The organism is Mesorhizobium sp. AA22, from assembly GCF_001672375.2.
Taxonomy (GTDB): domain Bacteria; phylum Pseudomonadota; class Alphaproteobacteria; order Rhizobiales; family Rhizobiaceae; genus Mesorhizobium; species Mesorhizobium wenxiniae.
Genome location: NZ_CP048406.1, coordinates 1,421,622 through 1,433,562 on the forward strand (window position 1 = coordinate 1,421,622; position 11,941 = coordinate 1,433,562).

Annotated in this window: 14 protein-coding genes; 3 read left to right on the forward strand and 11 right to left on the reverse strand. The window is 64.6% G+C overall.

Translation table 11 applies throughout. The features are described 5' to 3' along the window. Positions 1 to 52 precede the first annotated feature (52 nt). The 3 genes from A9K68_RS06875 (at position 53) to A9K68_RS06885 (ending at position 1,298) form a co-directional block, all read left to right on the forward strand. The gene (locus tag A9K68_RS06875) at positions 53 to 589 is read left to right on the forward strand and encodes a TetR/AcrR family transcriptional regulator (protein WP_065007434.1); all 537 of its coding nucleotides are present in this window, start codon (positions 53 to 55) and stop codon (positions 587 to 589) included. Between the two features lie 45 nt (positions 590 to 634). Next, positions 635 to 781, forward strand: coding sequence for a hypothetical protein (locus A9K68_RS06880; protein WP_156768256.1), 147 nt, complete (start codon positions 635 to 637; stop codon positions 779 to 781). 226 nt (positions 782 to 1,007) lie between these two features. Next, on the forward strand, positions 1,008 to 1,298 hold the full coding sequence (locus A9K68_RS06885) for a hypothetical protein (RefSeq protein WP_065007433.1): 291 nt from the start codon (positions 1,008 to 1,010) through the stop codon (positions 1,296 to 1,298). 11 nt (positions 1,299 to 1,309) lie between these two features. On the opposite strand, the gene A9K68_RS06890 is transcribed toward A9K68_RS06885, so the two are convergent. From A9K68_RS06890 to A9K68_RS06940, 11 genes are all read right to left on the reverse strand, one after another. Beyond that, complete coding sequence (locus tag A9K68_RS06890; protein ID WP_065007514.1) at positions 1,310 to 2,395, reverse strand: Gfo/Idh/MocA family oxidoreductase; 1,086 nt, start codon at positions 2,393 to 2,395, stop codon at positions 1,310 to 1,312. Positions 2,396 to 2,443: 48 nt separating this feature from the next. Continuing rightward, a complete protein-coding gene (locus A9K68_RS06895; protein WP_065007432.1) occupies positions 2,444 to 3,208 on the reverse strand; it encodes an ATP-binding cassette domain-containing protein in 765 nt (254 codons plus the stop codon). Continuing rightward, positions 3,205 to 4,206 carry an ABC transporter permease gene (locus A9K68_RS06900; protein ID WP_065007431.1) on the reverse strand — a complete coding sequence of 334 codons (1,002 nt, stop codon included), beginning with the start codon at positions 4,204 to 4,206 and terminating at the stop codon, positions 3,205 to 3,207. The genes A9K68_RS06895 and A9K68_RS06900 overlap by 4 nt, the downstream gene beginning before the upstream one ends. Continuing rightward, on the reverse strand, positions 4,203 to 5,195 hold the full coding sequence (locus A9K68_RS06905; RefSeq protein ID WP_065007430.1) for a substrate-binding domain-containing protein: 993 nt from the start codon (positions 5,193 to 5,195) through the stop codon (positions 4,203 to 4,205). The genes A9K68_RS06900 and A9K68_RS06905 overlap by 4 nt, the downstream gene beginning before the upstream one ends. A 344-nt stretch (positions 5,196 to 5,539) precedes the next feature. Continuing rightward, positions 5,540 to 6,631, reverse strand: a complete 1,092-nt coding sequence (gene ugpC / locus A9K68_RS06910; protein ID WP_065007429.1) for a sn-glycerol-3-phosphate ABC transporter ATP-binding protein UgpC — start codon at positions 6,629 to 6,631, stop codon at positions 5,540 to 5,542. Next, the gene (locus A9K68_RS06915) at positions 6,624 to 7,661 is read right to left on the reverse strand and encodes an ROK family protein (protein WP_065007428.1); all 1,038 of its coding nucleotides are present in this window, start codon (positions 7,659 to 7,661) and stop codon (positions 6,624 to 6,626) included. Before A9K68_RS06915 ends, ugpC begins: the two co-directional genes overlap by 8 nt. Then, positions 7,658 to 8,383 (reverse strand): ribulose-phosphate 3-epimerase, encoded by a 726-nt coding sequence (locus A9K68_RS06920; RefSeq protein ID WP_065007427.1) that lies wholly within the window; start codon positions 8,381 to 8,383, stop codon positions 7,658 to 7,660. The genes A9K68_RS06915 and A9K68_RS06920 overlap by 4 nt, the downstream gene beginning before the upstream one ends. Then, the gene (locus A9K68_RS06925) at positions 8,380 to 9,213 is read right to left on the reverse strand and encodes an alpha/beta hydrolase (RefSeq protein ID WP_065007426.1); all 834 of its coding nucleotides are present in this window, start codon (positions 9,211 to 9,213) and stop codon (positions 8,380 to 8,382) included. Before A9K68_RS06925 ends, A9K68_RS06920 begins: the two co-directional genes overlap by 4 nt. After that, the gene (locus tag A9K68_RS06930; protein WP_065007425.1) at positions 9,213 to 10,031 is read right to left on the reverse strand and encodes a sugar phosphate isomerase/epimerase; all 819 of its coding nucleotides are present in this window, start codon (positions 10,029 to 10,031) and stop codon (positions 9,213 to 9,215) included. Before A9K68_RS06930 ends, A9K68_RS06925 begins: the two co-directional genes overlap by 1 nt. Continuing rightward, a complete protein-coding gene (locus tag A9K68_RS06935; RefSeq protein ID WP_065007424.1) occupies positions 10,031 to 11,107 on the reverse strand; it encodes a Gfo/Idh/MocA family oxidoreductase in 1,077 nt (358 codons plus the stop codon). The genes A9K68_RS06930 and A9K68_RS06935 overlap by 1 nt, the downstream gene beginning before the upstream one ends. 10 nt (positions 11,108 to 11,117) lie before the next feature. Further along, positions 11,118 to 11,939: a sugar phosphate isomerase/epimerase gene (locus A9K68_RS06940; protein ID WP_065007423.1), complete on the reverse strand. Its 822-nt coding sequence runs from the start codon at positions 11,937 to 11,939 to the stop codon at positions 11,118 to 11,120. Between the last annotated feature and the right edge of the window lie 2 nt (positions 11,940 to 11,941).

An 11,941-nucleotide genomic window follows, 5' to 3' on the forward strand; every position in this document is an offset into this window, starting at 1 on the left:
CCGTCTGGACGGTCTTGTCAATTCCGCGTAGGCTAATGGATGGGAGCGACTGATGAAGGCCCGAAGAACAAATTCACGCGATAAAATTCTCGCTGCCGCCGCCGATGTGGCACGCGAGACAGGGCCCGGCAGCCTGTCGCTGGACGCCGTCGCCAGCCGAGCCGGCGTGTCGAAAGGCGGCTTGCTGTACAATTTCCCGACCAAGGCGAAACTGATGCAGGCGCTGGTGGAGGATTACCTGCGCGCCTTCGAGCAAGCGCTGGAGTCCGCCCGCACGGCCGGCGTCGGCGGCGAAAGCCCGCTTGCGACTTACATTAAGCTTTCGGCCGAACATGCCGAGGAATCGAAACCGTCGGCTTCCTGGATATTTTCGGCGATCGCCGAGGATCCCGATTTCCTGACACCGATAAAATCGTTCAGGCGGCAGGTTTTCGAGCGGCTCAAGGGAGAGACGCCGGACCTCAAGGCGCTGCTGGTCTGCTACCTCGCCATCGAAGGACTTCGCAGCATGAACCTCTTCGACTCGGACGTCCTTTCACAGGATGAACGCCGGTTGCTGGTATCGTCCTTGCTTGAGATCGCGGGATAGATTGCCGCGTAGGCCAGCGAAGCACCTGCGGCAAGGCAGATCACCGTGAACGACCTTGCTGATGATCGCCTGGATTATCCCGAGCACCTGAGCGTTTACCGCCAGGGCAACACACCGGCCGGAAACCGCCGCCCGATCCCGGTCGAGCACAAGCAGCAGGCCCGCGCTTACCGGCACGGACTGCCCGGGTAGGATTTCCGGCGCGCACGACACCACTGGCTACCGGGCTGGCTACTGGCTCATCACGGCGCCGAACTTTTCCTTGTTGGCGGCGTCGTTGGCGAGTGCGGCGGCCGCATCGTAGCCCAGCACCTTTGATGGATTCGCGCTGGGCCTAAGGCGCCGTTCAGGGAACTTTTGTTCGGCTGGCGATTTTGGTTATATGGTAGAAAGCCGAACTGCCAGAAGGGTATTGCCGATGATGACAAAACGCTTTGCGAATCGCGCGCTCGCCTTCGCGATAGGCTGCAGCATGTCTGCCTCGGCTTTCGCGGGGGACAAATACCGCGACCATCGGCACCGCGACTATCGGGTTCAATCGGAACGCTACGTTCCCGCCGAAGGCGACATCATCGACATTCTGTTCGGCGGCCCGCGCTACTACGACCAGCAGTTGGTCACGACAGCCGCCGGAGCCTGCTCCTACCACAGGGTCGGACCCGACGCGAATGCGTTGAACAAGATCAACGATCACCACTGCGGGAAATAGGCGGCAGGCATTCAGCGCCCGCCAGTCTCCTTCATCCGCGCGATGATGTGGGCCATCAGCGCCAGGTCGCGACGGGAGTCCGCGAGGTCGGTCAGCGGCTTTGTCCCGTCAGTGATGTGGCGATGGAAGGTCTCCAGTTCATTCGAGAAAGCGTCGCCATAGAGCGGCCCGAAGGTCCTGGTCACCGGGCCTAGTGGACCGGCTTCCGTCACTTCGAGCCGCGTCGGCAGGCTGCGGATATAGGGCGTGTCGTAGATGATGCGGACCCGTTTGGTGTTCGAGCGCACCTCGATCATGGCATCAAACAGGCCGAGGTCGTCGACGACTGCGTCGTAGCAGCAGGCGAAATGCCCATAGTCGAAGGTCGCGCTGGTGTTGGCGCCGCCATTGGTGCGATGCGCGGCGAGCACACGAACCGGCTCGCCGAGCAGCCCGCGCATCGCCGAAATGTGGTGCGAGCTCAGCGCCGTCAGGCCGCGATAGGCGCGTACGAGATCGGCGGGCGCATCGCTGCCCACCACTTCGCGGATCAGCGCCTCGCGTTCCCCGGCGCCGCGTGCCAAAAGAGCCGGATCGATGTCGGTGGGATAGAGAATATTCTGGCTCTTTTTCAGGAAATGCCGGCCCTCGGAGATCAGGTCGAAGATGCGGACATGGGTGATATCGGCGAAGTCAGGCAGTTCCTCCATCGCCGCCAGGTAGGCCGGAGCGTAGCGGCGCATGTAACCGACGAAGATCGTCTTGGCGTAGTTTGTCGTCAGAGCCAGCAATTCGTCGATTTCGCGCACCGTCAGGCAGGCGGGCTTTTCCAGCAGGACATGCTTGTTCGCCTGGACGGCGGCACGGACGAAACGGCCGTGGGTCTCGTCGGACGAGAGGATGAAAACCGCGTCGATATCCGGCGAACTGATCAGCGCCTCGGCCGAATCGAAGATTGCGGCGGTCGGGTATTCGGAGCGGCACAGCGTCACGAGGCTCGGCGAAACATCATAGACGCCCGATATCAGCCAGCGGTCGCGCTGGTCGCTCAGCACCGGCAGATGGATCGACTGTGCAACCTCTCCAAGCCCCACAAGTCCGACACGGATCATCGCCACGGCAAACTCCCTTTCCAATCGTTCAATTCGTAACGAGCCGGATCGTTTCTATGCCGCGCCGGTGACGAGCGCGACAAGTTCGTTCCCGGTGGTCTCTGACGATCGGACCGTCGCCACCATCCGTCCCGCCCGCATCACCCAGATCTGGTCGGACAAGCGCCGCACCTGATCGAAATTATGGCTGACCAGGATGACGCTGACGGCCTGTTCGCGCAGCCGCCGGATCAGGGCTTCGACATTGGCCGTCTCCTGCACGCCGAGCGCCGCGGTTGGTTCGTCCATCACCACCAGCTTGGCGCCGGAACCTGCGGCGCGGCAGATCGAGATCGCCTGTCGCTGTCCGCCCGAAAGGCGCCGCACGCGCTGGCTGACCGAAGGCATGTTGATCGACAGGCGCGACAGCATGGCGCGCGCCTGCTGCTTCATCCCCTTGCGGTCGAGCAGGGCGAACGGGCCGATCCGGCGCACGATCTCACGGTTGAGGAACAGGTTCTGGGCGACGGTCAATTCATCGATCAGCGCGAGGTTCTGGTGCACCGTCTCGATGCCGGCCTTGCGCGCCTCGTCGGGATTGGCGAAGGGGTGCAGCCGGCCGTCGAAGAAGATCTCGCCACCATCCGGCACATGGACGCCGACCAGGCAGCGTATCAGCGTCGACTTGCCGGCGCCATTGTCGCCGATGACAGCGGTGACCTCGCCACGGCGGGCCTGGAAGGCGACATCGGTGAAGGCGCGGATGCCGCCGAAATGCTTGCTTAGCCCTTCGCAGGCTAGGATCGCGTCGGCCGACGGCGAGTGATTGACGGCGCTCATTTCTGATACCGCATGATCAGTGCCGCCAGCACCACGATGGCGCCCACGGCGAGCGGTTGGTAGAAGGCCGAAACGCTGAGCAGCGTCAGCCCGTTGACGAGAGCGGTGAGCATCAGCGCCCCGATCGCCGGGCCGAGAATGCTGGCGCGTCCGCCGAACAGGCTGACGCCTCCCAAGACGACTGCCGCCACCGAATTGAGCAGAAGGCTGGTGTTGATCTGCGGTTCGGCCGAGCCGATGCGCGCCACCAGAAGCAGCGCGGCGATGCCGGCGCAGAATCCTGATATCGTGTAGGCGGCGATCTTGACCCGGTCGGTCCGGATGCCAAGCGAGCGGGCGCTTTCGGTCTGGCCGCCGGTCGCCAGCAGATGCACCCCGAAGCGGGTATGGAAGAGCGCGATATGCGCCACGAGAACGGCTGATATCGCCACCCAGACGGGATAGCCGAACGGCCCGAAGGAACCGGAGGCCAGCCGCAGCAGGAAGGTCGAGCCAACCATTATCGGCTCGCCGCCCGACAGGATCAGACCGAGGCCGGTGACGCCCGAAAGCGTGCCGAGCGTCACCACGAAGTCGGGTATTTTCCCGGCTGTGATGAGCACGCCGTTGAGGAAACCGACCGCGCTGGTGGCGGCGACGGCCAGTACGCAGGCGAAGAAGATGCCATAGCCCGCGGCATCCAGGAGGCCGAGGATGATGGCGCCCAGCATGACCGCGGCAGCCAGCGAGAGATCGATGCCGGCGGTGGCCACGACGAAGGTCTGGCCGATCGACAGCACCACCAGGATCGCCGCGGCCAGCAGCAGGGCCTGCAAATTGGCGACGCTGAGAAAGACCGGCTGGGCGATGCCGAACACGACGACGAGGCCGACGAGGCCGACGACGGATGCCCAGTCGGCCCAGAAGGAAGGATCCAGGAGGAGAGCCGCCAGGGAGGGACGGCTCTCCTCCGCCGCGCCCGCTTCCCGCGAGGACGCGTTCTCAGCGGGAGCGTTCACTGCTGCAACATCTCGCGGAAGGGATCGGGATAGTCTCCGCCGGGGCGCGGGAAGTTCTTCAGCGAGGCTTCCGCATTGTCCTTGTTGATCAACAGAACCGGCGCTGGCACGTTGGCCGGAAGTGTCTTGCCCTTGGCCGCCGCGGCGCAAGCTTCCACGCCCATGGCGCCGACGACATAGGGATATTGGGCGACGGTCGCAGCGAGTTCGCCGGCGGCAACGGACTTCAGGGCGTCGACTATGCCGTCAAGCCCGATCACCTTGACGTCCTTACCCGAGGTCCGGACGGCGCGCTGGACGCCGAGCGCCATGATGTCGTTGGCGGCGAAGAAGCCGGCGAGATCGGGATGCGCGGCCAGGATGTCGGTCGCGGCGGTCAAGGCCTTCTCACGGTCCCAGTCGGCGCTCACCATCACCACGACGTCGAGCTTGCCTTCGACAGCCTGCTTGAAACCCTTGATGCGGGCATTGCTGCCGACATCGCCGACGATGCCGGCCACCAGTGCAACCTTGGAGCCTGCAGGAACCAGCTTCAGCATCTCCTCGCCTGCCAGCACGCCGGCGGCGACGTTGTCTGTGCCGATATAGGTCGAGATGGTGAAGCCGGCGGCCTTGGCCTGCTCGGCGTCGATGGTGCTGTCGATGTTGACGATCGGCTTGTTCTTCTGCGCGACCGGCACCAGCGCCTGCACCAGGTTGGAGACGCTGATCGGGTTGACCAGGTAGCAGTCGAAATCCTGCATGGCCATGGCGGTCAGCCGGTCCGCCTGCCCGGTTGCGTCGCCCATATTGGCGGCCGCCTGCACGGTAACGCCGACGCCATCGGCCTTGGCTTGCTCCTCAATGCCCTTCTGCATGTACTGGAAAAAGGGGTTGTCGAGACCTTTGACGATGGCCGCGACTTTCGCCGCGTCTTGGGCCTGGGTGGGCATGGAGACGATGGTTGCAAACAGACCTGCGCCAAGCGCCAGGCCATTGAACATACGCATGCTTCTTCCTCCTCCTAAATGTTGGTTGTGTCGCAATTAACCCGTTCGGCGAACGGAATGGCTGTGCAGGGCGCGACGAAGGCCCGATCGGCGATTGCCGTGCAACTCGCTGCTTCAAGACCCGTTCCGGACCATTTTCCGTGTCAGGCATTTTTCCTCTCAGAGCGCTGGCCAAGGCCTCGCCAGAATTATCGTATGTTTTAGAAAAATTTGACATACGTCAAGTTTTTAAATGGTGTGCAGCGGTTTTTGATGTGCTGCGATGCAGCAGAAATCGACACTGTAGAAGCAGGCTCGATGCGCGGCGTCGTCAGTTCTCTGGTTTCAAACTATGAGCCCACGGCTCACGCCGATTGCAGAGACGCCAGCGCCGGACCATCGGTGCGAAACAGGTGGCAAGCCGATGGCGAGATGTCGAGCGCGATCGGGCTGTGCAACGGCGTCCTGTCGCCACCTTCCGCCTGCACCACCAGCGTGACCTCGGGCGCGACCTCGACATGCAGGATGGTCAGGCTGCCAAGCCGCTCCGCCAGCACGGCTCGCCCCTTGAATTGTCCGTTGGCCGAGATGCGGAGATGTTCCGGCCGCATCCCGAGCAGCAGCTCGTCGCCAGATTTGCTTGCACCGGCGGCAAGCGGGACGGTCAGCGCCTGGCCGTCCGGCAAGGTAACGGAGACGCCTTTGGGCCCAGTCGCGGCCACTTTCAGCTTCAACAGATTCATCTTCGGCGAACCGATGAAGCCGGCGACAAAAATGTTGGCCGGCCGGTTATAGAGTTCGAGCGGCGAGCCGACCTGTTCGATGCTGCCACCGTTCAGCACGACGATCTTGTCGGCCATGGTCATGGCCTCGGTCTGGTCGTGGGTGACATAGATCATGGTCGCGGCCAGGTGTTCATGCAGGCGCATCAGCTCGAACCGCATGCTCACCCGCAAGGCGGCGTCGAGATTGGACAGCGGCTCGTCGAACAGGAACACTTTGGGATTGCGCACGATGGCGCGGCCGATGGCGACACGCTGCCGCTGGCCGCCCGAAAGCGCTTTCGGCCGCCGGTGGAGAAGATGCGAAAGCTGCAGCACCTCGGCGGCCTCCCGCACCTTGCGTTCCTTTTCCGCGGCGGAGACGCCGGCGATCTTCAGCGCAAAGCCCATGTTCTCGGCCACCGTCATGTGCGGATAGAGCGCGTAGGACTGGAACACCATGGCGAGCCCGCGCTCGGACGGATCGATATCGTTGGCGCGCACGCCATCGATCAGCAAGTCGCCGGCGGTGATCTTTTCCAGGCCGGCGATCATGCGCAGCAGCGTGGACTTGCCGCAGCCGGACGGGCCAACGAAGACGACGAATTCGCGGTCCTCGACGTCCAGGTCAAGGCCCTTGATGATCTCGACGGATCCGTAGGACTTGCGCGCACCACGCAGCTTCAGCTCAGCCATGGCTTGTCTCCCTGGCGCCGGCACGCTCGGTCGCGTTGTCCTTGTTGTCCTCATCCTGCGCCATCGCCAACGGCGCGCCCAGTTCGCCTTCCCACAGGATCAGGCTGGCCGCGCCGATCAGTCCGGCGCGGTCGCCAAGCTGCGCCGGCACGATCGGCACGTCCCGGTAGGCCAGCATGGCCCGCTGCTCGACGGTTGCCCTGATGGTTGGAGCCAACAGGTCGAAACCGTTCGCAAGACCGCCGCCCATGACGATCAGGTCCGGCGAATAGAGGTGAAGCAGGTTCGTGAAGCCGATGCCGAGCCACCTGGCTTCCGCCTCGATCAGCTCGAGCGCACTGATATCGCCGGCACGTGCGGCCTCGACGACGTGCCTGGCCGAAACGTCGCCATCGGCCGAAAGGCGCCTGAGCAGGGAGCCGTCGCCTGGCGCTGTCAGCGCCGTGGCACGCCGCCCGAGCGCGGTTCCGGAGGCGACCGCCTCGAAACAGCCGACGGCGCCGCAGAAGCAGCGGTCGCCCTCGCCGGTGATGGTCATGTGGCCGATCTCGGCGGCAAGCCCGCGCCGGCCGTGATAGATGTGGCCGTCGGCAACGACCCCGCCGCCAATGCCGGTCGATACGGTGACGAACACCAGCGACCCGGTGCCCAGGCCGGCGCCGAAGCGCCATTCGCCCAGCGCGGCCGCATTGGCGTCGTTTTCCAGCCGCACCGGCAAGCCGAAATGCTTGCCGAGAATGTCTATCAACGGCACGTCGTGCCAGCCGGCCAGCGTCGGCGGTGCGATCACGATCCCAGCCTTGGGATCGAGCGGTCCCGGCGCGCCGATGCCGATGCCGACGACATCCGCTTGTGGGCGCTGTGTCAGAAGAGCCCCGGCCAGTGCGATGATCTGCCCGATCACCGCATCCGATCCCGCGATCGCCATCGTCGGCGCCGAAACCTGCGCGACAACGCGGCCGCCGCTCTCGACCAGCGCGCCGCGCAGCTCCGTTCCGCCGAGATCGAAGGCGAGGGCCAGTCTTGTCATAAGGCGGCGACCTCCAGCCCATGCAGCCAGGTCATGCGCTGCGCGAGGTCGGGGTCGCCGAATGCCAGCGATCCGAGCACCACCGTCTCGGCCCCGGCGGCGCGCAGGCGCGGCACCGTCTCCTGGCGGATGCCGCCGTCGGAAGCCAGGATGATGTCCGCCTCCCGGCCGGCTTGCCGCATCAGTGTACGCGCCTCTATCAGGCGTGGGCAGGCCTGGTCGGAAAGGCTCTGGCCCTTGACGCCAATGGATGTGCCAAGAAGCGTCACAAACGCGACTTCCGGCAGGAATGGGGTGACTGCAGCGACCGGCGTTTCCAGCCTGAGCGCCACGCCGGCCTCGGCGCCGAGCTCATGCGCCAGCCGCACGGCGCGCAGGCCGGCCTCGCCGTTTTCGGCGTGCACACTGATCAGGTCGGCGCCGGTCTCGATGAACTGACGCGTCTGCTCTTCGACGATCTCGGCTTCGACCATCAGGTGCACATGGATCGGCCTTGCCGTCAGCCTGGCGATCCGCTTCACCAGATCCGGGAAGAACAGGAAGCCGGGGGTGAAGCGGGCGTCTGCGACGTCGATGTGATGCAGGTCGACGTGAGGTTCTATGCGCTTCAGGTCGCGCTCCATATTGGCAAGGTCCGCTGACCACAGCGAAAACTCGCCGAGCAGCCGGTTGCGCGGCAAGGCGGCGATGGCAGCGGTGCCGGACAGGGTTTTCATCGTCATGACGGAATGAGGCTCCGGATGTTGAAGTGAGCGTGAAGGAAGGTGTTGATCTCAGCCTGCAGCTCGGCGAAATGCCTGACACTGTCGAGCGCCTTGGGAGAGATTTCGGCAAAGATCGCGCCGGGAATGGCGGCGGCAAGCGTGCGCGCAGCCGGCAGCGGATGCACTGCATCCATGGCGTTGCCGATGACCAGCGTGGGGATACCAAGGGCAGCGGCATTGCTTTCAGAAACGCCCGAGCCATCGGCAGAAATATCGGCGAGGACTTGCGCGAATGGCGCGGCGTCCGGCCGGTCGAAATAGCCGAACAGCGAGGCAAGGTTGTCGGGTGCTTCGCGCTTCAGGCGTGTGGCGGTTTCCGATTGCGCGAAGATCGTCCTGGCCTTGTCGGGGCCGTGACTGAGAATGAGGCCGGCAGCCTCGGCGATCGGCCGCATGTTGTCAGGCGCACTGTCGAACGTCCAGGCCGGCCGCACCAGCAGCAGGCCCGCGACACGGTCCGGATGACGGCAGGCGAGGCGGGTTGCAATTGCGGCGCCCATGGAAATGCCGCCGGCGACGAACCGATCGAGGTCGGCCCGATCGGCGGCGGCTAGAACATCATCCGCGAACATGCTCAGGGTGAACGGGCGACTGCTGCCGAGCCCAGAGGCACCGTGCCCGCGGCATTCCAGCGTGAGGCGCCGCAACCTCGGCCCGGAAGGGAAAGCCTGGGCGACCTGCGCCTCGCCACCGCCCAGCCCGTGCTGAAAGATGACCGCAAGCCCGTCGCCATGGTCGGAGACTTGAAGCGCGGCGTCATCGCGAAGCAGAGTTGCAAGACGCGCCATCAGATCAGCCCCTTGAGGAAGTGGGCAACCTCAGGCGCTTCGTCGGCTGAAAGGCCGTGCGTGACGAGCGCCCCGTCGAAGCCTGAGACCTTTAGGCGGGCAACAAAATCCGCAAAGTCGACAACGCCCCGGCCGGCCGTAGTGAAGCGGCCATCGGCTAAACGGTCCTTGGCATGGGCCATGGCGACATGGCCGGCTGTGTGCTCGACCGCAGCGGCCACGATGGCGCGTGCTTCGGCGGGGCTCGCCTGCTCGAACAGGTTCGCCGGATCGAGCACGATGCGCAGCCGTTTCGAGCCCATGCTGGCGATGAGGCGCATCGCGTCCGACGCCGAGGTGACGATGTTGGCCTGTTCGGGCTCGATGCCGAGATCGACGCCGTGGCGCTCAGCGAATTGCAGCGCCTTTTCGACCTCGCTCGCCATGTCGTCCCATGCCTCAGGGGCAGCATTCTCGGGGTGATACGCCCACTGATCGTCCGCGTTGCGTGTTCCCGTGCACAGCGTGACCAAGGGAACGGAAAGGTCTGCCGCAGCCTTGATCACCACGCCAAGCCGGCGCAGGCCGTCGTCGCGCACCGTCCTGTCGGGATGGGCCATGTTGTAGGTGCCCGAGAGCGCCACCAGGGTGACGCCGGAAGCATTCGACGCGGCCGCGATGGCGCTGATGCCATCGTCAGGGACCGCATTCGGCATCGACGGCAGGCCGGCGCAGGCCAGGTTGAACTGGGTGACGGCAAATCCCGCGTCGCGGACCGCTGCCAGCACGCCGGCCGGCTCGCTCCCAGGGAAGGTCTTGGCGAACACCCCGATCTGCATCAGACCGCTCCCGTGACGGAAGCGATCTCGACGCGATCACCGGTTTCGACCGAGCGGGCGATCGCCACCATGGCGCGGATCGAGGCGAGGCCGTCCTCGACGTTGGCGCCGCGCATCGGCTTGCCGTCAAGGACGGTCTCGGCGAGGCTTTCGAGCTGGCGCCTGAAGAAATGCCCGTCGGCGCCCAGCGGCTTTCGCGACGTCGCATCCTTCTCGTGAAAGATGTCGACCTCGCTCGCCCGGAAATACCACGGATTGAAGGTCTTCGCGATTACCGAGCCGTTCTCGCCATAGAGCTGGAAGCCCTCGTGCCAGTCCATGCGGACAGCCACGGTGAGATCGAGATGGCCAAGCGCGCCGTTGGCGAACTCGGTTTCGACGAACCAGCAATAGGCGCCGAAACGCTCGTTGAGGCGGGCGCGCACCGCGACGATCTCACCGCACAGGAAGCGCGCCGTGTCGACGAGGTGGGAGCCGTGCGCGAGCATGAAATACTGCCTGAGATCGGCTTTCGGATTGCCGCCAGGTTTCCTTGCCAGCTTGCTGGTGACGGGCAGCGGCTGGACCGCGTCGGTGTTGGTGTAGCGATGGGTGGAATCGCAATACCAGGCTTTTAGCGCCAGGATCTCGCCGATCTCGTCGCGGACGAAATCGCGCGCCGCTTCCAGCGCCGGGTCGAAGCGCTTCATGTGACCGACCTGGAGCACCCTGCCGGAGCGTTTAACCGCATCGGCGAGCGTTTCGCCTTCCTCGACCGAGACGCCGATCGGCTTTTCGCACAGCACGTGCTTACCGGCCTCGAGCGCCTTGATCGACATCGGAACGTGGTAGGCGTCGGAGGTTGCGACGATCACCGCCTCCAGCTGCGGGTCGGCGAGCATCTCATCGTAGTCGGCGTACATCTTCCCGGGTTCATAGGTCGCGCCCATGCGCGCCAGAAGGTCGGGGGCGGCATCGCAGATCGCATAGAGATCAGCGTTCCTGGCCTTCACGCAGGATTCGAGATGGGCGAACTGCGCGATCGGCCCGCAGCCGAGCACGCCGACACGAAGGCGACGGTCTTGCTTCCGGATCATGATCTCTTCCTCACGCGCCGTAGTCGCGCATGGTCTGGCGGTTGGTCTTGACCGCGGCGGCCGGATCGGCGGCGGCGGTCTCGGATTCCTCTTCCAGCACCAGCCAACCGTTGAAATGTAGCGCGGCACCGGCGACATCCATCACAGCTTGGGTGTCGCAGACGCCCTTGCCGAGCATCGCCCATTTGCCGCCGGCATCGACGTCCTTCAGGTGGATGTAGCGGATGCGGTCCCGGTATGTGGTGAGCGTGTCGATCATGTCTTCATGGCCGCGCAAGATGTGGCCGGTGTCGGGCACCCAGCCTACGAGCGACGGATCGATCAGTGCGAAAATCCGGTCGTAGTCGGCACGGTCGAATAGCAGCGTGTTGTGGTGGGAACTGGGATGGACGGCGATGTCGACGCCGGCCTTGCGCCCGAGTTCGCCGGCCCTGTTGTAGACCTCGGCCGCGATGGCAAACTTGTCGTCACGAGGTCCTTCGGAAACGGAGGTAGCCGAGCCCATCGAGACGAGCGCGCCAGGAAATGCGGCGGCGAAATCGATCCAGCGCTGCGCCGTTTCGAGGTCGGCGCCGATATTGTCCTTCAGCGTAAAGCCGCTATTCGAGCCGAAAGCGAAGGAGACGAGCGTCAAGCCAGCCGACTCCAGCGCCATGGCGAATTCCGCCGGCCTGTCGGCATAGCGGCCGATCATCGTGTCGGTGATCTCTATGCCGGCATAACCACCGTCAGCGATCGCTTTAAGCAGATCGTCCGGACCGCCGGCAAAACCGCCTCCGAGCATTTCCCACGTAAAAGTCTGGCAGCCGACTTTCAGGTCTTTCACGTTCATCC